The sequence below is a fragment of the bacterium genome (assembly GCA_035527515.1).
GTDB lineage: Bacteria > B130-G9 > B130-G9 > B130-G9 > B130-G9 > B130-G9.
Window position 1 is genome coordinate 14443 of record DATLAJ010000167.1, and the last position, 23958, is coordinate 38400.

General features: G+C 56.0%; 30 protein-coding genes. 27 read left to right on the plus strand and 3 right to left on the minus strand.

The genetic code is table 11. From position 1 onward, the window contains the following. The first annotated feature begins 55 nt into the window (after positions 1-55). From VM163_13630 to VM163_13645, 4 genes are all read left to right on the plus strand, one after another. Positions 56-979, plus strand: coding sequence for a HAMP domain-containing sensor histidine kinase (locus tag VM163_13630; protein ID HUT04922.1), 924 nt, complete (start codon positions 56-58; stop codon positions 977-979). Continuing rightward, positions 966-2462, plus strand: a complete 1497-nt coding sequence (locus VM163_13635) for an ATP-binding protein (protein HUT04923.1) — start codon at positions 966-968, stop codon at positions 2460-2462. The genes VM163_13630 and VM163_13635 overlap by 14 nt, the downstream gene beginning before the upstream one ends. Before the next feature lie 524 nt (positions 2463-2986). After that, positions 2987-6178, plus strand: a complete 3192-nt coding sequence (locus VM163_13640) for a choice-of-anchor D domain-containing protein (GenBank protein ID HUT04924.1) — start codon at positions 2987-2989, stop codon at positions 6176-6178. Positions 6179-6224: 46 nt separating this feature from the next. Beyond that, complete coding sequence (locus VM163_13645) at positions 6225-6446, plus strand: hypothetical protein (GenBank protein ID HUT04925.1); 222 nt, start codon at positions 6225-6227, stop codon at positions 6444-6446. Positions 6447-6495: 49 nt separating this feature from the next. Here the strand turns inward: VM163_13645 and VM163_13650 are convergent, their stop codons facing one another. After that, complete coding sequence (locus VM163_13650) at positions 6496-8436, minus strand: DUF6541 family protein (protein HUT04926.1); 1941 nt, start codon at positions 8434-8436, stop codon at positions 6496-6498. A gap of 252 nt (positions 8437-8688) precedes the next feature. Between VM163_13650 and VM163_13655 the strand changes: the two genes are divergently transcribed. The 10 genes from VM163_13655 (at position 8689) to VM163_13700 (ending at position 11932) form a co-directional block, all read left to right on the plus strand. Then, entirely contained in the window at positions 8689-9099 is a 411-nt protein-coding gene (locus VM163_13655) for a pyridoxamine 5'-phosphate oxidase family protein (protein HUT04927.1), read from the plus strand. Positions 9100-9238: 139 nt separating this feature from the next. Beyond that, positions 9239-9556: a hypothetical protein gene (locus VM163_13660; protein ID HUT04928.1), complete on the plus strand. Its 318-nt coding sequence runs from the start codon at positions 9239-9241 to the stop codon at positions 9554-9556. Further along, the gene (locus VM163_13665) at positions 9556-9828 is read left to right on the plus strand and encodes a DUF5647 family protein (protein ID HUT04929.1); all 273 of its coding nucleotides are present in this window, start codon (positions 9556-9558) and stop codon (positions 9826-9828) included. Before VM163_13660 ends, VM163_13665 begins: the two co-directional genes overlap by 1 nt. Positions 9829-10073: 245 nt before the next feature. Beyond that, the gene (locus tag VM163_13670; GenBank protein ID HUT04930.1) at positions 10074-10403 is read left to right on the plus strand and encodes a nucleotidyltransferase domain-containing protein; all 330 of its coding nucleotides are present in this window, start codon (positions 10074-10076) and stop codon (positions 10401-10403) included. Beyond that, a complete protein-coding gene (locus tag VM163_13675) occupies positions 10396-10644 on the plus strand; it encodes a HEPN domain-containing protein (GenBank protein ID HUT04931.1) in 249 nt (82 codons plus the stop codon). Before VM163_13670 ends, VM163_13675 begins: the two co-directional genes overlap by 8 nt. A 162-nt stretch (positions 10645-10806) precedes the next feature. Next, entirely contained in the window at positions 10807-10998 is a 192-nt protein-coding gene (locus tag VM163_13680) for a type II toxin-antitoxin system HicB family antitoxin (protein ID HUT04932.1), read from the plus strand. A 59-nt stretch (positions 10999-11057) separates the two neighbouring features. Continuing rightward, positions 11058-11264, plus strand: a complete 207-nt coding sequence (locus tag VM163_13685) for a type II toxin-antitoxin system prevent-host-death family antitoxin (GenBank protein ID HUT04933.1) — start codon at positions 11058-11060, stop codon at positions 11262-11264. Continuing rightward, complete coding sequence (locus VM163_13690; protein ID HUT04934.1) at positions 11257-11478, plus strand: type II toxin-antitoxin system HicB family antitoxin; 222 nt, start codon at positions 11257-11259, stop codon at positions 11476-11478. The genes VM163_13685 and VM163_13690 overlap by 8 nt, the downstream gene beginning before the upstream one ends. Continuing rightward, positions 11411-11707 (plus strand): type II toxin-antitoxin system HicA family toxin, encoded by a 297-nt coding sequence (locus VM163_13695; protein ID HUT04935.1) that lies wholly within the window; start codon positions 11411-11413, stop codon positions 11705-11707. The genes VM163_13690 and VM163_13695 overlap by 68 nt, the downstream gene beginning before the upstream one ends. 54 nt (positions 11708-11761) lie before the next feature. Then, entirely contained in the window at positions 11762-11932 is a 171-nt protein-coding gene (locus VM163_13700) for a hypothetical protein (protein HUT04936.1), read from the plus strand. A gap of 19 nt (positions 11933-11951) precedes the next feature. Here VM163_13700 and VM163_13705 read toward each other — a convergent pair whose 3' ends face one another. Beyond that, positions 11952-13160: a M20 family metallopeptidase gene (locus VM163_13705; protein ID HUT04937.1), complete on the minus strand. Its 1209-nt coding sequence runs from the start codon at positions 13158-13160 to the stop codon at positions 11952-11954. A gap of 35 nt (positions 13161-13195) precedes the next feature. Further along, positions 13196-13654: a transcriptional regulator NrdR gene (gene nrdR / locus VM163_13710; GenBank protein HUT04938.1), complete on the minus strand. Its 459-nt coding sequence runs from the start codon at positions 13652-13654 to the stop codon at positions 13196-13198. A gap of 305 nt (positions 13655-13959) precedes the next feature. Between nrdR and VM163_13715 the strand changes: the two genes are divergently transcribed. The 13 genes from VM163_13715 (at position 13960) to VM163_13775 (ending at position 23941) form a co-directional block, all read left to right on the plus strand. Next, positions 13960-14085 carry a hypothetical protein gene (locus tag VM163_13715; protein HUT04939.1) on the plus strand — a complete coding sequence of 42 codons (126 nt, stop codon included), beginning with the start codon at positions 13960-13962 and terminating at the stop codon, positions 14083-14085. Between the two features lie 100 nt (positions 14086-14185). Next, a complete protein-coding gene (locus VM163_13720; protein HUT04940.1) occupies positions 14186-15622 on the plus strand; it encodes a radical SAM protein in 1437 nt (478 codons plus the stop codon). Positions 15623-15646: 24 nt separating this feature from the next. Beyond that, complete coding sequence (locus VM163_13725; protein ID HUT04941.1) at positions 15647-15889, plus strand: DUF370 domain-containing protein; 243 nt, start codon at positions 15647-15649, stop codon at positions 15887-15889. 51 nt (positions 15890-15940) lie between these two features. Next, positions 15941-16612 (plus strand): guanylate kinase, encoded by a 672-nt coding sequence (gene gmk / locus VM163_13730; protein HUT04942.1) that lies wholly within the window; start codon positions 15941-15943, stop codon positions 16610-16612. A 183-nt stretch (positions 16613-16795) separates the two neighbouring features. Then, positions 16796-17641 (plus strand): hypothetical protein, encoded by an 846-nt coding sequence (locus tag VM163_13735; protein HUT04943.1) that lies wholly within the window; start codon positions 16796-16798, stop codon positions 17639-17641. Then, entirely contained in the window at positions 17622-18053 is a 432-nt protein-coding gene (locus VM163_13740; GenBank protein HUT04944.1) for a nucleic acid-binding protein, read from the plus strand. The genes VM163_13735 and VM163_13740 overlap by 20 nt, the downstream gene beginning before the upstream one ends. Positions 18054-18184: 131 nt before the next feature. Then, positions 18185-18517: a nucleotidyltransferase domain-containing protein gene (locus tag VM163_13745; protein ID HUT04945.1), complete on the plus strand. Its 333-nt coding sequence runs from the start codon at positions 18185-18187 to the stop codon at positions 18515-18517. 14 nt (positions 18518-18531) lie between these two features. Beyond that, on the plus strand, positions 18532-19764 hold the full coding sequence (gene coaBC / locus VM163_13750) for a bifunctional phosphopantothenoylcysteine decarboxylase/phosphopantothenate--cysteine ligase CoaBC (protein HUT04946.1): 1233 nt from the start codon (positions 18532-18534) through the stop codon (positions 19762-19764). Between the two features lie 338 nt (positions 19765-20102). Next, positions 20103-20762 (plus strand): riboflavin synthase, encoded by a 660-nt coding sequence (locus tag VM163_13755; protein HUT04947.1) that lies wholly within the window; start codon positions 20103-20105, stop codon positions 20760-20762. 31 nt (positions 20763-20793) lie between these two features. Continuing rightward, a complete protein-coding gene (locus tag VM163_13760; protein HUT04948.1) occupies positions 20794-22029 on the plus strand; it encodes a bifunctional 3,4-dihydroxy-2-butanone-4-phosphate synthase/GTP cyclohydrolase II in 1236 nt (411 codons plus the stop codon). 125 nt (positions 22030-22154) lie between these two features. After that, a complete protein-coding gene (ribH, locus tag VM163_13765) occupies positions 22155-22628 on the plus strand; it encodes a 6,7-dimethyl-8-ribityllumazine synthase (protein ID HUT04949.1) in 474 nt (157 codons plus the stop codon). A gap of 126 nt (positions 22629-22754) precedes the next feature. After that, positions 22755-23195, plus strand: a complete 441-nt coding sequence (gene nusB / locus VM163_13770) for a transcription antitermination factor NusB (protein HUT04950.1) — start codon at positions 22755-22757, stop codon at positions 23193-23195. Beyond that, positions 23192-23941: a metallophosphoesterase gene (locus tag VM163_13775; protein ID HUT04951.1), complete on the plus strand. Its 750-nt coding sequence runs from the start codon at positions 23192-23194 to the stop codon at positions 23939-23941. The genes nusB and VM163_13775 overlap by 4 nt, the downstream gene beginning before the upstream one ends. The last annotated feature ends 17 nt before the right edge of the window (positions 23942-23958 follow it).

The following is a 23958-nucleotide window of genomic DNA, read 5'->3' on the forward strand; positions in this document are numbered from 1 at the left end:
ATTTAGGACGAGCAGAGCTCGCCAGCGGATGGTGAATGTACGTATGGAGCGTGTTTTGAGTGAGAATGTACAGAGGCCCACTGGGGGTATTGGGACTGAAGAAGACCCCTGGGCTGAGGCCCTCGAGAAATGCCAGCAGTTTGTGGTCCCGGTCGGTATAGTCGCCGAGGTTTACCATGAGATAGGCAATGCGCTGAGTGTGCTGCTCCCGGCAATTAGGCTAGCCAGGAAGCATTTTGACCGGGTTCGCGATGTCTTGGCGGAGTTTCGGGGGATTGACCCTGCGCTTCCTACCTCGGAGTTGAGGGAGGAGATCGCTCGATGCCGCAAGATGGCTGGTAGGGGTCGGGGGATAGACCATGATCTGGTGAAGCTCGGTAGTTCTTTTGACCCTTGTTTAAGGGAGCTTGAGCTTATCAGAAGTGCGTCCGAGCAGCTGAGGCAGGCAAGGGAAAGTGGCGATGTTGTTCCGGCGCCGGTTGACGTTTCCAGCGAGGTAGAGCAGATCGTTGATTTTTTCTCCGACCATCTAAGGAGCGAGAAGAACATTCAGATCAGTTTTGTTAATGGTGCTCCGGGCGGTCTTTGGGTTGCGTGCTCCCCGGATGAGATTTCATACATAATGAAGAATCTGGTGCACAACGCAGCTGATGCGATAAATGAGAAGCGAGACCTCGGGCTGTATCCGGCAGGCGGGGAGCGTTCAATCCGGATTGAGATAGCCAAGCAGAATGGGTTCGCAAGGATACGATGTCGCGACAACGGGGCGGGAATGACTGATGAGGTCAAGAAAAGGATATTCGACCCGTTTTTCACAACGAAGTCGCATTTCACAGGGACTGGCGTCGGTCTGAGCATAGTAAAGGAGATCATTGACAGGCGAGGGGGGAAAGTGGAGTTTACCAGCAAGAGATGCGAGGGAACGGAGTTCGTGATCGACCTTCCGTTGTGTCGAGGAGATGTTGATGGTGAGCGGTAGTGGAGCTGGTCGTTACAAGCTGCTCGTTGTCGATGACGAGCCCCACGTCCTCGAGACAATAATCGACGTTCTGGAGGATAGAGACGAGGATGGCGAGATTGAGTTTTTCCGGGCTGGATGTGCGGAGGAGGCGCTCGATATCCTTGAGGAGAATCACGGAGATATCGATCTCGTCCTCACAGACCAGCGGATGCCCGGTATGTCGGGTGCGCAGCTCTTGGAGAGGATTCACGCCAAGTATCCATTGATCGGCTCGATAGTAATATCCGGTTTCGCCGAGTTTGAGGATATGCGGAGCGCTTTCAAGTCGGGCATCTTTGACTACATCAAGAAGCCTTACGACGAGGACCACCTGGTTGGCGTGGTGAGATCCTCGCTGGAGAAAACGGAGCTAAGGCGTCGCAACGCGGACTTACTGGAGGAGCTGAAGGATGCGAACCAGTTTCTCGAGCAGCGTGTAAACGAGCGCACCTTGGAGCTGAAGCACAGCCTGGAACGGCTGAAGAGTATGCAGCAGCAGCTGATTCAGGCGGAGAAGCTGTCCTCGCTGGGGCAGCTGGTTGCTGGCATCGCGCACGAGATCAACAACCCCGCTACCTCTGTCTATGCCGGAGCCGAGGCGCTCGAGAGCAATGTTGAGGAGCTTGTAAACTATTTGGAGCGGCACGAGGACCTGCTGAAGGCGATTAAGGACGGTAATGGCGGCAAGGTCAAGGAGCTCGCCGATGGGCTGATCAATGCGGAGGAGGATGTTGATTATCTTTTGGAGGAAGGACTTCCCTGGAGCATCAGGTCGATGAAGGAGGGTGCGGTGCGCATCAAGGACATCGTGCGCAACCTCAAGACTTTCTCCAGGGTTGATGAGGCCGAGGTCAAGCACGCCAATATCAACGACGGGATCAAAACCACTGAGAAGCTTATCCACCATGAGCTCAAGAACAGGATCACGGTGCACGAGGAGTTCGGAGACCTGCCGCAGCTGGAATGCTACCCCGGCCAGCTCAATCAGGTCTTTATGAACATCCTGGTCAACGCGGCTCAGGCGATCGAGGGCGAGGGTGCCATTTGGATAAAGACATACACCGAGCGCAACAACATTGTCATAAAGATAAAGGACACCGGCGGCGGCATCCCGAAGGGAGCGCTGAAGGATGTATTCAACCCGTTCTTCACGACCAAGCCGGCTGGGCAGGGCACAGGTTTAGGCCTTTCGATCAGCTACGGCATAATCAAGAAACATGGTGGCGAGATAACCGCGGAGAGCGAGCAAGGAGTCGGGACCGAGTTCACCATTGTCCTGCCTTTCGATGGCGTCCAAAAGGCGAGAGAGAGGGCCAGGCATGAGGGCGACTCAGCGCGCAGTCAATACGAGTTCTTCGACGCGTCCCGCATAGAAGAGCTCGAGAAGGAGCTCGCTCAGATCGACGCGAGTTCAGGCCAGCCGGCCAAGTCCGCACCAGACCCACGCGACGATGGCCATTAGCCGGGCAATCACAGCGGCAGCTTTATCCCTCCTGTAACCAGACCACCCAGCAGCAGTATCCTCGCCGTGAGCACCCGTGCCGCGTGATTGCCTCGCCTCGAGGGATGATGCCGAGCTTATACTGGATAAGGAATAGCACGTTCCAAAAAACAAACGCTTCGGCCAGACACCAGGGCCTTCCATAGACATGGTTTATCCTTCATAACGTAATCCTCTTATCCGCGAAGGACGGAGGGTAGTTCTAAGGCTGATTCATCCTCTCTCTCGCCTGCCTTGGTCTCGAGCTTGAACTGCTGCCAAATAAAAGGCCCAGCGGGAGCTCTTCACGCACGCGGCCCGAAGTGCTACGTTGATAACGATCGGCGAGGCACGGAATATGGCGCTGACGGCGGTAGGGGACATGGAATTGCGACGATTCGCGGGACTGCCAGGACACCTGGCCTCCCGGCGAAAGGTGATGCCGATGCAGTACAAGGTTAGTAAGGCTGGTCTGGGGCTATCGACCATACTCAAGGAGGGTGAAAATGAATAGAATGAAAGATGTGATGTATTTAGTTGTTGTATTGATTCTTTCTTTGTTCCTGATGGAATCGGCATCGTTTGCAGTCGCAGAGCGTGGTTCTGCCAATGCGAGACTAGCGCTGAGCGGAGACGGGGGACCCGTCTGGGGTATGCCGGGGCAGGACGCCCGAAACAGCTATTGCGGGCTATTCCCTGCGCCGGCGGATTCACCCGGGCACTGTGAGATACAGGAGAACGTCTATACCCCCCTTGTCTATAGTGAGAATGAGATCTACGTTCAATCTTCGGATGGCATAGCCCGGATTGACATTGAGGGTGATGTGAAATGGACCTGGGCCCCGGATGATGGCAAGACCACAGGATTAAGGGCTGTGACAAGTGACCATACAATCTACGCGGTAGGCGCCTCCGTGGATAATCCCATCGTCCTTTACTCCGTTAATTCCGGGGGCCAAATGAACTGGTCATACACGTTTCCCGGAGATGGGGGGATTTGCCAGGATTATAGCCTCGATGCGCGAGCGGGCTTCCTGGGGGCTTGCTCCATACTAAACAGGGACATTGGTGATGGGTGGACAACCGCAGTCTGGTCTATCAGCCCGGAAGGAGAAGTCGCCTGGACTTACGGTTCTGGGTCTGTTCAAGGGCTGGCCGTCGCGGAGAGCGGCAACATATACGCTTTAATTGGATCGTCATTCCTGACCTCCCTGGATGCCGACGGGAACGTTCGCTGGCGCCATGAAATACAAACAGGTCCCAGTGACCATATCACTGGTCTGAGCATCGGGCCAGGTGAAAGAACCATATTTGAGCATGAGAGATCCGCGCAGGGCGGATATTGGGAATATGATGTTGACGTCATTTGTTGTGTGGACTCCGCAGGTGAAGAGAAATGGACGTTCTCTCCGGCGTTCGAGGGATGGGGCTCGTGGTGCAAATCGCTGGCATGGGATTCGTTTGGCAGGATAATGGCTGTGTATCAGGAATGGGACAAGCATGAGGCAGGTTACTCCGATTACTCTCATTTATTCTGCATGTCACCGGATGGGGAGCTGCAATGGACATACACGGTTTCGGATTGCGAGCTTGCCCGCCACCTGGTGACCACATCGGATGGCGCTTCGCTGATCTACGCCGAAGGCATTGCGCATACCGAAATTCACTGCATTAACAGCGAGGGAGAGCTGAGATGGGTGCGAGAGGCCCTCCCTAGGAGCGGCCTACCAACGATCATCGGGCCGGGCAAGTTCCTTGTAGCCTGTTTTGTTGACCAACCTCAGCTTCACGTTTTCGCACCGGATTTTACTATCCTACACTGCACTTCGCCGGAATACGCCAACACGGCGATTGCCGTCGAATACGAGGTGAGTGCCCTGTGTGGATTGGATCACGTCGAGCTGTGGTACAGGTATGAGGGCGGGTCTTGGGCGGACAGCAGCCTGCGCGGGTATGAGGCGATTGGGGAGTTATCTTTTGAGCCGCCGGATGGGGACGGCGAATACGCGTTCGCAGTCGTCGCGGAGGACATCGAGGGCCACAGAAGCACGTTGCCGGATGAGGCGCAGGCCACAACGGTCTATGATACATCAGCACCGACATCGAGCGCCTCGTGCGAGGCATATTCGACTGGTTCGACTGTTCAGGTATCATACTCGGCCTCGGACACAACCAGCGGAGTGGTCTCCGTTTCGCTGTGGTATCGAGGCCCAGATTCGGGGCGGGGCTGGGTGGATTCAGGGTTGAGCGAGGCGGAGCCTGAAGGGGTGTTCTCCTTCGTCGCGGCCGCTGATGGCGTCTATGAGTTCGCAACGGTCGCCCAGGACCTTGCCTCGAACACGGAATCGCTCCCGGAAGGACCAGACTGCACGGTCGTCGTGGACACAACCGCGCCAGTTTCGTCATGTGCATCCCCAGGTATGGTCAACCAGTATCCGATTGAGGTTGAGTATAGCGTGACCGATGAGACGAGTGGGGTTGCCTCGGTCGAGCTGTGGTTCAGCTACGAAGGCGGGACATGGACAGACAGCGGAATCGCGTCTACGAGCGCTGCCATATCCGGCTCGTTTGAATTCTCGCCACCCACCCAAGACGATGGAACCTATGCATTTGCCACGTTCGCACGTGACCGCGCGGGTAATGTTGAGGCGCTGCCTGATGCTCCCGATGCCACAACTTTGGTCGATACGATTCCGCCCGCTTCAAGCTGCTCTTGCGACGAAGTGGCCCATGATTTCCCTGTCGCGGTGTCCTACACGGCCACGGATGCCGGGAGCGGGGTGAGCTCGGTCGCTCTGTGGTATAGATTCGAGGGCGGCGATTGGGCCAACGCCGGCCTCTGGGCGCCGATGGCGAACGCGAGCTTTAACTTCCGGCCGAGTGTGCAGAGCGAGGGCCTCTACGAGTTCGCGACGATTGCAGAAGATACCGCCGGCAACGGGGAATCGCTGCCGGATAATCCCGATTGCAGTGTCAACGTTCGATTCCCAGCGCCTCGCATCGTGGTGAGCCCGGAGAGCATTGATTTCGGCGAGGTTGCGGTTGGTGGGGAGGCGGTTGACAGTATAGTGGTGGATAATGCGGGAGACGCAGTTCTTGAGCTATATCATGTATCGATTAATGGGGATGGCTTCTCCCTTGACTTGGGAGAGATTTCGCTTCCATGTAGTATCGAGCCGGACAACCAGATCGAATTCGATGTGATATTCGGTCCAGAGTCGGCCTCGGATTACTCTGGCGTCGTCTCCGTAGAATCGAACGATCCTGATGAGCCGAGCGTTGAGATGAATCTGGCTGGTTCAGGCAGTAGTGTGGGGGGACTTGTGCTGCGGGTATTCACAGACAGCAGTTCCTATGACTTCGGAGATACGATCTATCTCTATGTGGGGGCCAACAACATGGGAGATGAGTCCGAGGTCGATGTGTATCTGTTCGTGTGTTACGACTATCTCGGACCCGAGCACGTTGGCTGGTACGCGGTGGGAGGTGGCTGGTCGATGGACATCGGTCCGTGGCTTCCCGGCATAGTTCTCGCCGCGGGCCTCGACGCGGAAGTCCTCGCATTCACCATCCCTACGCCCGCTGAACCATCCGACATCATAAAAGCTGGCGAATACACTATCCTCATGGCCGCCTTCGAGCCAGTGACCTTCGATTGGGCAAGCAACCTGGCAGAGGCTACATTCAGCTTGCAGTAATGACGGCGGCGGGAATACGACGTGGCAGTATTCCGTCGTGAACCAGATGACGAAGATGCCGAATCCTGAGAGCGACGTGACGGAGTTTGAGTTCGACGCGGCGGGGAGCCTCCGCTCCCGAAGCTTCTTCCGCTTGCGAGCGAACTGGGGCGCCTCGCACGTGCTGAGCTTGCCCAGATCGACGCGAGTTCAGGCCAGCCGGCCAAGTCCGCACCAGACCCACGCGACGATGGCCATTAGCCCGTTCTCAAGCCGGCCCAGGGGGTAACTTCTCCAACGGACGCGAGAAATGACGCGGGCGAAGCCACAGAAGAGATTCAGAAGTGCCCCACGATGAACTCCCCCTTCAGCCATTCTGAACGGCCCTTGGGGTTCGCGGCGGCGACTTCAATCGTGTATTGTCCCGGCGGCATTAGGTCTGCCTGCATCTTTGCGACGGTTAGCTGTTCTCCACAGACTCTTACTTCTATCGTCGGAACCGCTCCTGAGATGCGAACGACATACCAGAGCGACTCTTCTGCAGGCGACCATCGGACCCGTTCTGGAAATCTCGAGAACACGCTCGTCTCATTCGGGGAGACGAATCGCCCCGGTCGCTTTGGTCGCCCCAGCCGTTCGACCTCAGCGACGAATCTCTCCTTAAGCGCCTTGGCCGCTTCTTGCGAGATGCGATTTGGCCCAAGCACGTAAACGGACGACCCGTCGGGAAGCGGGAAGCGTTTCGTAAGCGAGGCGCAAATCGTACTGGAGCGGATGTCGTTAAGCAGCAGTCCACCAAGCACGAGAGCCTTTGAGGCAAACGGCGATACTCCCTGCCCGCCATCCTTACACAGGATGAAATCTGAGTTCAGCAGAGCATCGACATGATCTTGTGCAGGCCGGTCGAATGAGCGATAGCAGACCCGGACATTGCCGGTCCCTGCGAGCCGCGCCTCCAGCATCAGCGTCCAGGGATTGATCTCGGCCGACACAGGAACCACGAAGACAGAGGGCCTTTCAACGCCGCTTTGGGTCAGATGGCCGAGTATCTCTTTGTAGGGCCAATAAGCCTCGAGCGCCGGGCGAACCTCCTGAGCGATGCATCCCCAGATGGGCAGATGAACGCCGCCGACCTCGATGGCAACGCTCGAATGGACGCCAACCCCAAACGAGACAACGACCCACTGTGCAGCTAGTAGCACGATAATAGATGTGACCACGGCCCTAGGCCAGCGGCGCCTCATAAGTCGTTGTAGAGCTATGCCGCCAAGTATGGCGAATGCCGGCACAATGGGCAAAGTGTAGCGCAGGTCTGCAAGGCCGATGGCGCTGAGAAACGGGAGCGGGGCTAGGGCCCAGGACAGCAAGAACGCCAGAGGCTTGGGCCTTCTGATGCTAATCAGGGCACCGGCGAGGGCCAGAAGAAAGCACGGCACAAAAAGCTGGTCGGTGATGAGCCGCAATAAGTAACTTCCCAATAGTGTGTAGAACCCGCTCGACGGACCCATCTCGCGGTATTCACTAACAGTGCCGCCAGCGCGAGCCAGTATGTGCTTCGCATTCAGAAGATACCACGGCAAGGCAACAACGGCAGCTGTCAAGCTGAGAAGGAGTACGCACGCGAGGAACCCTCTTGTCGAACAACCAGAACGGCTTTCGGCTTTCCCTTGTTTAATCCTGCCGAGCAGCTCTGTTACGAGCACAACTAGAGCGGGCCCGGCCACATACACGATAAATGTCCACTTGGTCAACATGCCGAGCCCAAAGACGAGGCCCAAGGCGGCACAAGTCGTCCTCTTACGTAGTGCGTCGGGCGCGAGGATGAGGGCCATAAACAGCGCTACCATGCCAGTCAAAGCGAAGTCAATGTATGCCGTCCGAGACCATCCCCAAAGACCAGGCAGAAGAACTCCAACGCATGTAGCCAGGAGGCCGACCCGCCGGTCAAAGAGCTGCCTGGCCGCGTAATAGATGCTAAAAACGATCACCGGCACAAACAGCAGGTTAGCTGCGATTGCGACGTCAACGCTTCTGCCGAAAAGAAGCATCAAGATGCCGGCCGCGACGTGCCACAGCGGCGGGTAAAACGTGCCTTCCCCCTGAAGCATCAGGAGCCGCCCAACATCCAGCCGTGAAATCGCCTGGCTCGCCTCGATAGCATCCAGTATGTGAAACGCTGGGTCCCACACTGGGGGCGTGTCGTCCAAAGCCAGCCAGACGACATTGCCAACCGCCCAAAAGGCAATCAGTAAGACACAGATGAGGTAATCCTTCCGCATCGCTGTCGAACTTCCCCGCAAATGGCCATATATTTCTGTCGTGTCCGATGAGAATGCTCCAGCTGTCGCCTGATCTCAAGTGGTCGAGGCGCTGGAGTTCCTGCAATAACCTGTCTAACCAAGACGGAGAAATGCGAAAATCTCCGGTAGTGGCGATTCTTGTTGCCAACATCGGCACTAGAGAATTACTCTTGGAAGGATTAATAGCGTAATCCTAACATTAGTCTCAAAACGTCACGAGGAGGGTGAGGCATGAATTTCGAGGAACTGAAGGCGTTTATGAAGCAAGTCGGCTGGGGCTTTCTGGCAACGACGAACGGTGAGCGCGCAAGCGTCAGGCCGATGGGCGGCTGCGGCTGGTTTGGCAAGGAGTTCTGGTGTGCAACCGGTATGAAGGATGCGAAGACGGTCGATATTAAGAAGGTCGCTTACGTGGAGTATTGCTTTGCTGACAAAGAGGGGAAGCATGTCCGTCTATCGGGCAAGTGCATGGTCAGCACCGACAGGGCGGATAAGCAAGAGCTGCTCGACCTCATGCCCGTGATGAAGGAACATGTGGGCGATGCGGACAACCCCGACTACGTCGTGCTTCGCCTCAAACCGGAGCGCATCCGCTACATGGGCTCGGACGAGATGCAATACACCGAGGTAAGCCTCGACTAGTCGAAGGAGGCTGCGCCCGTGAGCCGGCTTCAGGACGCCCGCTCCTAATGATGATGCCGAGCTAATACTGGAGAAGGATGAGGGCGGAAGGATGAAGGATGAAAGGCGTTGAGAGGACTGAGCTGGTCTGGAAGGGCAAGTGATAATCACGGAGCAGACGACGGAGTATGTTATCCGACTAGGCCCGAAGGACCGCTACAGACATGTTCACATCAGAGTTAGGGGACGGATTGTCTTCTTCCGGGTGCAGCTGGAGACCCTCTTGGACGAAGAATGGAGGCCGGTGGTGCGCTATGATACGGCGCACGGATTCGCCCATCGAGACCTGCTCGACAGACGGGGAAACACGATCAAAACACCTCTTTTTAATCAGGACTTGAATGACGCATTGACCTTCGCGGAAAACGACCTCAAGACAAACTGGTTTTCCTACCGCAAAAGATTCTTGGAGGAGTGATGAACAAGCTACAAGAAGACGTTGTTCAGAAGAACATCGAATTGAGCGCCGAGTTCAGCCGTTACCTTTTTGAGCATCCCGAGATAGAATCGACCATCCCGAAGGATGCCCAGATCGTTCTCCTACCAGACTACGACACAGAGCTTTGTGCCTCTAACAGAGAGCTAGGCCGCGCGATCGAGTCGCGTGGCGAGAAGGTGGTCTATGTTCGAATTGGTCGGCTGCGTCCCAAGACGATTTCGCGGATTGAATCTGTGGCAGTGGAGGTCTGATACGGACGTTCTTACAAGGATGAAGGCGGAAGGATGAAGGAACTGCTGACTGCCAACTGCCAACGGATGAAGGGGCTATGACTCAGCCTTCTTCACAACGGCTGGCGGTCGTTCAGGACACGCAAGCAGCCGAAGCTTCAGACAAGCGCCTCGCATGTTTACGAACAGCCCGGCCAATACAAGATGCTGGTCAAGGTGGTTGACATATTCGGCAATGACACGACGAGGCTCTTGGAGGTAGCAGTGTGATAGCCGATGAAAGACTGAGACAGGCGATCCTTGAGATCGTTCAAAGAATAGTCGAGGGATATGAACCCAGCAAGGTGATTCTGTTTGGCTCCTATGCTTACGGCGAGCCGGACGAGGATAGCGACGTTGACCTTCTGATCATCAAGGACACTGAGAAGAGGCCCATTGAGAGATGGCTTGAGGTGAAAAGGCTTGTCCGGGACCATATCCAGGTGGTCTCAGTATCGCCTCTGGTTTACACTGAGAAAGAGATTGAGGATAGGCTCTCTATGAGGGATTTCTTCGTCGAAGAGATACTTGAGAGGGGGGAGTTGCTCTATGGATGAGGCCTTCAGGCGGCAGGCTGAGGAGTGGTTCGAAAGAGGTCGGCACGACATAGAGACGGCACAGTTAATCTACGAGCAGTATGGGTACACAGATTCTATTGTGTATCACATTCAGCAGGCGATCGAGAAGTACCTGAAAGGTTACCTCGTTCTTCGTGGCAGGAAGCCGCAAGGACACATGAGCTCGATGCGCTCCTCAATCACATCGCGACCTTCGACGACGGCTTCGGCGATTTTCTAGAGCTTTGCGAGAAAGCGTCTCGGTATTACATTGATGGGCGTTATCCGCCGGGCCCCCCTGCGGAGTACGAACGCGAGGAGATCAAGGCAGATTTAGATAAAGCGCTCAAGCTGATAAGCCAAGTCCGAGCGAAGGCCAGCCGGGACTGAATGAGGTGCGGCAATGTCTAAGAGATTCACAGCGGTGATCACGAAGGAGGAGAAATGGTTCGTCGGCCATTGTATTGAACTGGACGTGGCAACCCAGGGGAAGACGATTGAGGAGGCCCAGGCGAATCTCAAGGAAGCCGTGGAGCTATACCTTGAGAGTTTCGGCTCAAAGGAGGTTCCCGACAGCCTAGTCGGCGGAGTATGATGCACGAGAGGCTTAGATATATTCGGCAATGACACGACGAAGCTCGTGGAGGTAAGAATATGAGTGACAGGGCGAAAGTGAGGCCGCAGGAAGTCATAGTGCGAGATGGCAAGCCGGTCGCAGTTATCCTGGATATTGACGAATACCAGGAGATGCTGGAGCGCCTCGAGGATGCTGAGGACCTCAGGATGCTTCAGGAGATGAGGAGCAAGCCGCTTCACTTCAGGAATCTGGACGAGTATTTGGAGGGGTTGCGCTATGTTTAAGAGATTCACGGCGGTGATCACCAAGGAGGAAAAGTGGTTCGTGGCTCACTGTGTCGAGTTGGGCGTCGTGAGCCAGGGGAAGACAATTGAGGAGGCCCAGGCAAACCTCAAGGAGGCTGTGGAGCTCTATATTGAGAGTTTCGGAGATGAAGATCTACCTGAGAGCCTCAGCGAGGTCGTTTTATACCCCCTCGAGATCGCCGTTGGCAGCTAAACTGCCTGTTCTTTCTGGCGAGGAACTGATCCGGGCCCTAAAGAAGGCCGGGTTCGTTGTAGTCCGGCGAAGGGGCAGTCATGTAAGTCTCCGAAAAGGGACTCACAGAACCGTCGTGCCTCTGCACGATGACCTCGGTAAGGGGAACACTACTCGCGATCCTAAGTCAGTGCGGACTGTCCAGAGAGGACCTGATTGGACTACTGGTGAAATGACAAGATGGCATTGATGGAACTTGCGGCAAGAATACGGCAGGCGGTTCAGAGCTGGCGCCAGGAGGACTATGAGGGCGGCGAACGTTGAGCTCAAGGCGCAGGCTGCGCGCGAATGGTGCGAAAAGGTGACGGAGCTAACGGGCGCATCCTGGTCGTATGCCAAGATACTCCAGGACGACTTCGAGCGACTGTCTGCCCTACCGCCGTTTCAGCTGTTCAACAAGGTCGCGGGGGTCTAGCATTCACCGTCTCTCGGTTTTACCCCGCCGCCAGTATCCTCGCTGCGACCCAGGCCATAGTCGAGGCGCCTATCCCCAGGACACGCTCGTCAATCGTGTATTTGGGATGGTGCAGCGGGCATTGAGGATTCGTCTCGGAGACGACGCCCAAGAACATGAAAACGCCTGGCACGTGGTGCGTGTAGTAAGCAAAATCCTCGCCACCCATCTCGGGGGACGGCATCTCCACGAACTTTGCCGCGCCGAACTCACCTATCGCCCTCTCGACTAGCCGCTTCAAGTCAGGGTCGATCAGAAGCGTCGGATAGCCCTTCTGGTAGTCGAGCTCGTAGCTCAAGCCAGCCGATTTGGTGATGCCGTCAGCGGTCTCGTGCATCGCCCGCTCGATCGTCTTCTGGACGTCCATATCCAGCGTCCTGACGGTGCCCTTCATTATGACCTCGCTCGGGATGATATTTGACCTGTCGCCGCCGTGAATCGTCCCGATCGTGATCACGGCAGGAGTGGTCGGCGATATCTGCCTGCTGACGATCCGCTGGTAGCCCAGAATGACCTCCGCCGATGTTACGATTGCGTCCTTGCCCTGCTGAGGCATCGCGCCGTGCCCTGCCTTACCGATGATCTTCAGGTCGAAGTTGTCGGCGCTTGCCAGCATCGGCCCTTCCCGGAAAACTATCTCGCCGAGCTTCGCCTCGCTGAACGTGTGTGAGGCGATAATGGCGTCGATCTTCGGATTCTCGAGCGCTCCGTCCTCGATCATCTTGATCGCGCCGCCCGGTGGAGCCTCCTCCGCCGGCTGAAACAAGATACGCACGTTGCCCTTGAGCGATTTTTTGACCTCCTCAGAGTTCAGGATGAGTGCTGCGCCAAGCGCCATCGCACAGTTGGCGTCGTGCCCACAGGCGTGCATCTTGCCGGGATGCTGTGATGCAAACTCAAGGCCAGTCTCCTCCTGTATTGGCAAGGCGTCCATGTCGGCGCGAATCGCCACCGTCTTGGCTCCCTCAATCTCGGGCTGCAAGCGCCCAACCACGCCCGTCCCGCCAACGCCGCGCTGAACCTTTATGCCGAACTTCTCTAACCGCTCCGCCAGAAGGGCAGAGGTCTCATGCTCGTGAAATGCAAGCTCGGGATTGCGATGTATGGTGCGCCTCACGGAGAGTATCTCGCTCGAAAGTTCCGCCGCCTTTCGTTTTATTAATTGTTTCAGAACTTCATTGTCATCCATGTATTATCTCCGAATTATGTCCTAAGAACGGCTTTCTAGTGCTCTGCGTGTAGCAGCTGCTCCAGCTCCTTTAGAAACTGGTCCGCGCTCTTGAAATCCCTGTAAACCGACGCAAATCGCACGTATGCGACCTGATCAAGCGCCCGCAGCTCATCCATTACGTATTCGCCAATCTCGTGCGTCGATATCTCCTTCTCCGGCTTGCTGTGCAACTGGCGCTCGACCTCGTTGACGATCTCCTCCAGCTGAACCGTGCCTATTGGGCGCTTCTCGCACGCCCGCACCAGTCCCGCCAGCAGCTTCTGTCTGTCGAACGGCTCCCGCCGCTTGTCCTTTTTAACAACGACATACGTAACGTCCTCAATCTCCTCATACGTCGTGAAGCGCTTTAGGCAGGCCGAGCACTCACGCCGTCTTCGGATCATCGCCCCATCTTTGCTCATGCGTGAATCTACGACGCGGTCCTTTGTAACCCCACAAAATGGACACCTCATCAGCCAAGCCTCCTACATATTGCGCATTAGACCAGAATCGCCCCGAGAATAACGCGCTTCCCGGTTAGAGAACACCAACCAATGACGTTCACATCTCACCGCCACTGGATTAACACAACATATTGTATAGGGCAGGCATATATTAGGTCAATAGGGAACTTGCCGGCGCGCCTCAAACACAGAGGGCGGTTAGCCATGTTGGACATCTGTCCTGCCTGCTTGTGGTGAGGGGTATGCCCCAGACCACAAGCCTCAAGACAACTAGAGCATTTACATCAATACATGGATAACAAGAGGCCTTCTTCTTGGCCGAAGGCGTTGTCAAGCCATCTGAGTTTAAGTATGCTGTGCTTCTGATGCTTGTCTTTAAGCATGCTGTGGGGCTGGTGAGATTCTTGACCGGGACGCTCGATAGCCACTGTGAGCTATAATGAAGGAATAGGGAGTCTGGTGAGAAGGACTGATGTAGCTGTGATTGGTGGAGGCGCAGCTGGAATTGGTGAGTCATGGGCACTTTAGGGGTGTGAGAGGTTGAGCAAACGAGTATTGCTTGTCGTTCCTCCGACTGGCCTGTATCTGCGTGAAGACCGGTGTCAGTCGGTTGTCGAGAGCCACGCGATCAGTTTCGCGCGTCCTCCGCTAGTTCTGCTTGAGGCGGCGGCGATACTGAGGGAATCTGGGGCAGAGTGTTTTGTCGAGGACTATCCGGCCTCGGGCGGGGATTGGGAGCGATTTGAGGCCGCCGTGCGCTCGATAGCACCCGATGTTCTAGTGCTGAACGTGACGGGGCCAACGGTCATTGAGGACCTTAGGGCCTGCCAGATCGCGAAGTCGGTCAACCCGGACATCCTCACCGTCGCCAAGGGGGGGTATCTTTTCCTTTATGACGAGGACGTTCTCGGGCGGTTTGGCGATCTGGATGTGATCTATCGGGGCGAGGTTGACTTCCGCATATCAGCCCTTCTCGACGGTTCGTTTGTGACGACAGATGGCTATTCCTTCCGCAAAGATGGCTTATTTGGTCGCACCCGGGACGCGGAGTATCTCGAAGAGCTCGATCGGCTGCCGTTTCCAGCAAGGGACCTCATCGATAATAACCTCTACATCTCCCCCGACACGAGGAGGCGCTTAACCGTCATCCAGACCGCGAGGGGCTGTCCGAGCAACTGCATCTACTGCCTGGTGCCGCGCGTCTCCGGCAAGAGACTCCGCAGCCGCTCTCCTGAGAACATCATACAGGAGATCGAGGAATGTATTTCGCGACATGACATCCACGAGTTCTATTTCAACGCGGACACTTTCACAATAAACAGGGAGTGGGTGATCGAGTTGTGCCGAGGGATTGTGGACCGCGGCCTGAAGATCCGGTGGGGCTGCAACGGTCGGGTCGATACGCTGGACGAGTTGCGGCTTGAGTGGATGAAGCGGTCTGGATGTCACATCATAAGCCTCGGCATAGAGAGCGGCGACCAGGCGATGCTGGACCGCATGCAGAAGGGGATCACGTTGGCTCAGTCGAGTCGCGCCGTTGGGCTGTGCAGGCAATTTGGGATCGATGCGTATATGTTCTTCATACTTGGGCTGCCGTGGGAGACGCCAGAGAGTGTGCAGAGGACGCTAGATTTTGCTTTGGAGCTTGACGGGGATTTTGCAGAGTTTATTCTTGCTAGGTGTTTTCCAGGAACAAAACTTTACGATATTTGTAGAGAGTTGGGACTTCTTGTTGAAAAGGACGCGATACAGGAGCCACATTTCAGGCACTTGTATCTTACAGAGGGCGAGGTTGAGAGGTTTCGGGACGAGTGTTTTCGGAGGTTTCATTTTAGATTGAGATACATAATCTCCCGACTCGTGAGGAGTAGGAATCCGGTTATTACGATGAACTACGCAATTGCAGGTATAAACAAGCTGAGGTCATATATGCGTGCATGGCGCTCGAGGCAACGTGCCACGCGACAGAGCAATTAGAATAGAAAGGTAGGTGACTGAAGTATGACAAAGAGCTACATCATCCTCGAGGATTCGGAGAGTAACTTCCTTGATCGCTCCAGGATCGTAGGCGCGATAGCTTTCAACTCCTCGCCTGCGAGGAAGATCAAGAAGCGGGCTGGCGAGGCAGGCAAGCTGATCGATGCCACGCAGGGCAAGAGGACCAAGACCCTGATTATTACAGACACGGACCACGTCTGGCAGACGAGCTTCACGCGAGACGCCCTGTTGAACAAGTTAAAATAGGTCACGCAGGGTGCTGGCGCGGTAGCCAGGGAAGCTTCTTGTAGGAAAATTATGCCATCAGCGTCGGCCAGGGGCTCGATTGAGCGAGCTCTATCTCAATCTCTTCGTGAAGGGAGGATTGTCTTTGTTCTTTCAGGCCCTGCCGGCGCTGGCAAGACCACGTTGTCGCGGCGTGTGGACTCGGCCGATACTCGCATAGGGCTCAATGTGTCCTGCACAACCCGTCCGGCTAGGGCGGGAGAGACGCCCGGCATTGACTATCATTTTCTCAGTCAGGCGGAGTTTGAGTCGCTAGTCAAGCAGGGTCGAATGCTTGAATGGGCCGAGGTGCATGGGCATTTGTACGGGACGCGAGCGTCAGATGTTCTTGACATCCTGGCCACCGGTCGAGACGTGCTTCTGGAGATAGACATTCAGGGCGGCACGACGGTCCGGTCAAAATGTCCCGGAACGGTCTTGCTTTTTGTGGTTGGCCCGTCATTCGCTTCCACAAAGGCCCGACTTGTTGGTCGAGGGAGCGAGGGTGACGCGGAGGTGGCAAGGAGGCTTACGCGTGCGAGGGAAGAGATTCGGCTGTGCAAGAGCTATGACTACCTTATCGTCGATGATGACGTTGATTCGGCAGTCTCCTGTATCCGGAGCATAATCACTGCCGAGCGCGCGAGAATGACTGATAAGAAGTATCGGGCGCTGATTCACGACATGGGCGCAGATCAGAGTTGACCAAACTGCTCACAATTCACTACTATGATGTGCATCGGGCTATTCCGTGGTCGGTGTTCCCTCGAACTCGGAGTTCGTGGTAGCACAATGCGCGGCATTCGACTCTGAGGCAATAGTATGTCTGGAAAGTGGAAAGAGCTGGCGAGGCTAGTTTTCAAGGGCGAGCGATTCAGGGACAACGCCTTGGACCTGGATGCTTTGACCGAACTGATCCAGTTTCAACGAATGATGGCGGAAACTGCGAAAGCGCTTTGGCTGGCGGCGAAGCCGGACGGTAGGCATCTTCCAGCGCATTTCGAAGAGCGTGTGCGCCTTTATCTCAGGAAGATCGAAAAGGGAAGCGCAGTTGCCCCCCTTGAGGTCTATATTGAAAAGGAACTGCAGGGCGTGTTGTGGGAAGAACAGGCCCCGGAACTTACGAAGGCTTTGAACACGGCCCATGACCTACTGATGGCTTTGGAAGCCGATTCACCTTTGCCTAAAGACATGTCCAGGGAATTGCTGGACGAGTACGCCAAATGGGGGCAGACGCTTGGAGACGATGAGGCAATAGAACTGCATATCAGCGATAAAGAGCCTGCGCGCATGACATCTGATCAAAGACATAAGCTGCGAGGCTATCTTGAGAATCCGCACGAAGCTTTCGTGGATTTCTCGGGTGAGGTCTTTGAAGCAGATGTTCGGCAGTCGCGATTCCAGATCTTAGCTGGAAAAGACACTAGAATCACTGCTGCCTTCACACCTGAACAGGAAGAACAGGTTACAACCGCTCTAAAGGAGCATAAAACACGTCCTCTGCATGTGAGAGGGCTCGGCGAGTACTCGGCCCGGGGGAAGCTGCTCCGAGTGACCAAGGTTGTGGAGATGAGTTTCGTTTCTGAAGAACGTCAATACGACCGCACAGCCAGGCCAATCGAGGAAATCCTGGAGGAGCTTGCGAAGGAGGTTCCGCAGGAGGAATGGGACAAGCTCCCAGACGATCTGACCGACAATCTGGATCATTATCTGTATGGAACTCCAAAGCGGTAACAGCGTTTTCGCGAACACTCTCTACTGGATTGCCAGGGCGAGGCCTGGCGACACATGGCATCGTATAGCGGTGGAAGTCCGGGAGATACTCGGCGAGATATACATCATCACAACAGATGAGGTCCTTACGGAGTTCTTGAATGCGCTTTCCGCATTGAAGTACACTCGTTCACAGGCCGTGAAGATGGTCCGAGCCATAATGAAGAACCCAAACATTAGAGTAATCCCCCAAACCAGGGAGTCATTTCTATCCGGTCTTGACCTGTTTGAGCAAAGAGCTGACAAGAAATACAGCTTGACCGATTGTATCTCAATGAACGTCATGAGAGCCGAGTCATTGACAAGGGTCTTGACGAATGATCATCATTTCGAGCAGGAAGGATTCACTGTTCTAATGAAGCGCGATGGATGAACATAGCGGTCTCTAGACGTAAAGACGGCCCAAATCATACGAGCCTGGTCATGCGGAATAGTTTGTTAAGCTCCCGTGCAGGTTTTCGCATGTCCGGTGAGCGAAGAGCGGATGCCAATGGATGTTAAGACATGATTAGCGAGCGAATTCTGACCGACATCACGAAACGTCTTGTGGCGCGGTTTCGGCCGGAGCGAATCATTCTGTTCGGCTCTCATGCACGCGGGAAGTCGGATGACCGGGGCGATGTTGATATTCTCGTTGCCTGTCCCATCAAAGGTAAGCGTCGAAGGTTGATGGTTGAGACGGATGGGGCTCTTGAGGGATTGGAACTGGCAATAGACATCATTGTGCTTACACCGGACGAGTTTGAGCTGGACCGCCAGATGCCGGCACAGTGGCGCGGCCGGCCTGGCTTGAGGGGAAGGTCATATATGAACGCTCTTCAGCCACATGATTGTTGAGGACATGCCAGGAGATGATGACCGCAAATGACGCGCCTTCGGGCAATATCCTCCTCGGGGTGACGGGCAGCATAGCGGCCTATAAGTCCGCCGAGATAGTGCGACTTCTCACGAAGCGCGGGCTGGATGTTAAGGTTCTGCTGACGGAGAACGGGGCGAGGTTCATCGGCGTCGAGACGCTGGCGACCCTCTCCGGTCATCCAGTTTACGTGGAGATGTTTGCCGCTGCCCGCAGCGACCAGATCGGCCATATCTCGCTCTCAGACTGGGCGGACGTGTTGCTCATTGCCCCCGCCACGGCCAACATCATCGCTAAGTTCGCAGGCGGCGTGGCGGACGACCTTCTGTCCACTACCTTCATCTCGTGCGAGTGTCCCGTGATCATCGCACCCGCGATGAACTCCCGCATGTATGCGCATCCTATCGTCCAGGAGAACATCAAGAAACTCCGCCAGATCGGCGCCTCGTTCATTGGTCCCGAGGCGGGCGAGCTGGCGTGCGGGACCTCCGGCAAGGGCAGGATGTCGGACCCAGAGACGATCGTCGATGCAGTTTCCGCGGTCGCGAGGTTTGGTCTCGACCTAAAAGGACTGAACGTGTTGATCTCGGCAGGCCCGACGCGCGAGATGATCGACCCGATCAGGTTCATCTCGAACCGCTCATCAGGGAAGATGGGTTTTGCGCTGGCAAGGTCAGCAGCCGCACGAGGCGCGAAGGTTACGCTAGTTGCGGGGCCTACGAGTATTGAGGCGCCGCATGGGGTTGAGGTGAGAAAGGTAATTTCCGCTGAACAGATGCGGGAAGCCGTCCTCGACGCGCTGCCCGGGCAGCATGCTGTGATCATGGCTGCTGCCGTCTCCGACTACACGCCCCAGGCCCCGGCGCAACAGAAGCTCAAGAAGGGCCCCGAGGGACTCTCTCTCGAGCTCTCTCGGACGGCTGACGTGTTGGCCGAGGTCAGCCAGGCAAGGGCAAAGGGGCAGGTGGTCGTTGGTTTTGCGGCCGAGACCGAGAACATCGTGGAGAACGCGAGGCAGAAACTGTTCGAGAAGAACCTGGACTTCATCGTCGCCAACGACGTCTCGCTTAAAAACTCCGGCCTCGAGGTGGACGTGAATACCGCCACGCTCTTGTGGCCCGATGGGAAGGTCAGGGCGCTTGAGCCTATGGCCAAGCGGGAGCTAGCCGAGACAATCCTTTCTGAGGTCTTAGCCCTGCTCGGCGGAGTGCCCACGGCACTCGGATAGCTCTTTCTGACCCGGGCGCACCTGGTCGGCTCGCACGTGCCGAGCTCGCCTTCAGGCGGAGTGTCTCCGCTCCCCTTAGTCTTTTTGCCGGCGAACGCAATTGGTCGCCTCGACCCAGTGTCTGGGCACCCATAGCTCTTTTTACCGGCGAACGCAATTGGTCGCCTCGCACCGAAACGGAGCTCGCCTTCAGAAGGCCTGTTATTCCTCTAAACCAAACAACAACCACCCTCCTATATAACCATACCTAACAATATAGATTCACACCCATGTAGAAGATACGACTCGTCAACTTGCCTCGATCTACTTATTATGCAATTGGTCAACGTGGAGGAAAAATGTTTGCGGGACTAGTTGAGACAGTAGGAGTCATCAGAAGTATCGTCAGACGAGGCGAGGACCGATTGGGCGTTGCTGTCAGCTCGCCGTTTGAGGACACCCAGGTCGGCGACAGCATCTCGGTCTCTGGCGTGTGCGTAACGGTAACGGATGTTGGCCGGGCCGAGTTTGGGGTCTTCGTCTCCTCGGAGACGTTTCAGCGGAGCAAGTTCGGTGCGCTGCCGGTCGGGGCTCGGGTCAATCTCGAGCGCGCGTTGAGGCTCGGGGACCGGCTTGGCGGGCACATCGTGCAGGGGCACGTTGATGAGGTTGGCAGGGTCGCGTCTTTTGAGAAGAAGGGCGGAGAGGCAGTGCTGTTTGTGGAGCACTCCGGGCGATGGGACAGGCTAGTCGTGGAGAAAGGCTCGGTCTGTGTTGACGGCGTTAGCCTCACGGTGGCAGAGTGCGGCAGCGGCAGCTTCAGTGTGGCCATGATTCCCCACACTCTCGAGCGGACGTCGCTCGGTGGTCTGAGCGTTGGCGAGCAAGTGAACCTTGAGTTTGACGTTCTTGCCAAGTATGTCTTGAAGTGCTTACAGTCTTACTTGCCGGGGGAAATTGGGGGGAGCCTAAAGGGCAAGATGAGTGTTGAGTTCTTGAAAGAACACGGATTCATGTAGCGGATTAGATTGGGACATAAGGGCTTTTGATATGGATAACGTGGATGCAGGAGAAGTCACGAAGACGGCCTTCGACACAATCGAGAGGGCTATTGCCGAGATAGCTGCGGGCCGGATGGTCATCGTTGCTGACGACGAGGACCGAGAGAACGAGGGTGATCTGACATGTGCTGCGGAGAGAGTAACGCCCGAGACGGTGAACTTCATGGCGAGGTTCGGCCGTGGGCTTATCTGCGTGCCGATGCTCGGAGAGCGACTCGACGAGCTGGGGCTTGCGCAGATGACGGAGCACAACAAAGCGCCCTTTGGCACTGCCTTCACAGTCTCCGTTGATGCGGCTCATGGCGTCACGACGGGCATCTCTGCTGCGGACAGAGCGCTGGCCATCAGAGTGCTCGCAGACCCGAGTAAAGGCAGGGACGATATAGTTGTTCCGGGCCATGTCTTCCCGCTTCGTGCGAGGCCAGGAGGCGTCTTGGTCCGCACTGGCCAGACCGAGGCAGCCGTTGACCTTACACGCCTTGCTGGGCTGTATCCGGCGGGTGTGATATGCGAGATAATGAAGAATGATGGGACGATGGCACGCGTTCCGGACCTTGTGCAGTTTCGCAAGAAGCACAATATACCGATCGTTACAGTTCAGGACCTGATCAGATACAGGCTCAAGCGTGAGATGCTTGTGGAGCGGGTGTCGAAGACCAGGCTGCCGACTAGGTATGGTGAGTTCACTTGTCTCACGTATCGAGATACGCTTCGGGACCAGTATCACTTGGCGCTTGTGATGGGCGACATACAGCATCAGGAGAGCGTTCTTGTCCGCGTCCATTCCCAGTGCCTCACGGGTGAGGTGTTCAAGTCCATGAGGTGTGATTGCGGAGACCAGCTCGAGATGGCGATGCGGATTATCGCGAAGGCGGGCGTGGGCGTGTTACTTTACTTGCGGCAAGAGGGCCGGGGCATCGGTCTTCACAACAAGCTGCGCGCCTACGAGCTTCAGGACAAGGGCCAGGACACGGTCGAGGCCAATTTGGCGCTCGGCTTTCCGCCTGACAAGCGAGACTATGGCATGGGAGCACAGATACTCCGTCATCTCGGCGTCAAGAAAATGCGACTGTTGACCAACAACCCCGTCAAGCTCATAGCGCTTCAAGGTTACGGGCTTGAGACTGTCGAGCGCATACCGCTTGAGATTGCTCCGAACGAAGAGAACAAGGGTTATCTAAAGGTAAAACGGTCCAAGATGGGCCATCTCCTGACGAAGGTATGATAGCATGTTGATAGTTGGCGATATATTATGAGCCATCCACTAAGGACACGAAGCGCCACTAAGCTCTTTCTTCGTGTGTTTTCGTGTTCTTCGTGGATCATCATCAATGAACCGAGGGGAGAATGATGATAGAAAAATACGGGATAATCGACGGCAAAGGGATCAAGATCGGAATCATTGCTGCTCGCTTCAACGAGTTCATTACGCAAAAACTGGTCTCGGGCGCTCGGGATTGCCTCGTGCGGCACAACGTTGAGGAAGATGACATCGAGGTCGTGTGGGTGCCCGGGGCGCTCGAGATTGCGAGCGTTGCTCGAATGCTGGCCGAGAGAAAGACTAACGACGCAATCATCTGTCTGGGCGCTGTCATCCGAGGCGCAACGCCGCATTTCGACCATGTCTCCTCGCAGGTCGCGCGCGCGATAGCGACGGTCTCGCTAAACAGCGGAATCCCGGTGGTCTTTGGCGTCCTTACGTGCGACACGATAGAGCAGGCGATCGAGCGGGCTGGCGCAAAGGCCGGCAACAAGGGCTTTGACGCCGCCCTTTCTGCGATTGAGATGGTGAATCTCTACAAGACGCTTAAAGAACGTTCCTGACAATGGACCGCGACTCGGGACAAATCTGCGGTTGGCAGTTGGCAGTTGGCAGTTGGCAGTTGGCGAACAGCCCTCCTCCGCCTTCATCCTTCATCCTTCATCCTTCCGCCTGCCGAGGTTCCTAGCATGGGAAATAAGCACAAGGCGAGGGAGATAGCTATACAGCTTATATACCAGTTGGACGCGGTCGGCGGCCCTGTTGAGGAGGCTTTGAAGCCGTATTTTGCGGCCCACCCTGTCAACAGCGAGACCAGAGCCTTCGCAGAGGAGTTCGTCAGTGGGACGGCAGCGAACATCGAGAGCATAGATTCACTTCTGCGACAGGTCTCAGAGCATTGGTCGCTCGAGAGAATACTACCGGTCGATCTTGCGATATTGCGACTCGGCGCGTTCGAGCTGTTATATTTCGGCACGGCGCCCGCTATCGCAATAGATGAGGCGGTTCGGCTGGCCAAGCACTTCAGTTCCAAGGAGGCGTCGGCGTTCATAAATGGTGTGCTGGACAAGGTGAAGGAGCTCGGACTCGTTGGGGCGGAAGGGCACGCGGCGTCCGGCGAGCAGCCGTGAAATACTTCGTCATCTCAGATGTGCATGGCAACCTCGAAGCCTTTGAGGCCGTCCTCGCCCAGATCAAGGCTTCTGCAAACGGGGAATACAGGATAGTCTCGCTCGGCGACATCATCGGCTACGGCCCTGACCCAAACCGCTGTATCGATCTGACCACCCAGGTGGCTTTCGTCTCAGTGCTTGGAAACCACGATTACGGCGTGCTCGGCCTCACCGAGATAGAGCTATTCAACATCGTCGCCACCGAGGCGATACTCTGGACGAGAGACCATCTGACCAAGGATGGCTGGAACGGCCTGCAAAGGTTGAAGGACAGGATACTGATCAGCAAAGGGATAGCAACGTTCACGCACGCCTCGCCGTTTGAGCCCTCCGAGTGGCACTACATCATAACCTACGGTTTCGCCAAAATGGCGTTCTCCGTAATGAGAACTCCGCTGTGTTTTGTGGGGCATTCTCATCAGCCGATCTTCATCGTTGAGGCCCCGGACGGAGCCATCGACATCATTCACTGTCAGGAACAATCGACGATAACTTACAACACCAACGACAAGTACATCATCAACGTTGGCAGCGTGGGGCAGCCCAGGGACGGCACCAACAAAGCCTGCTACGCCGAATGGGATGACGAGGCGCAGACGGTCTCAGTCAAGCGGGTCGCCTACGATTTCAAGAGAACGCAGCAGAAAATCTGCGCAGCAGGGCTTCCCACCGCACTGGCCCTGAGACTAGAGACAGGCCTGTAAGAACCAGTTGCCCGGCC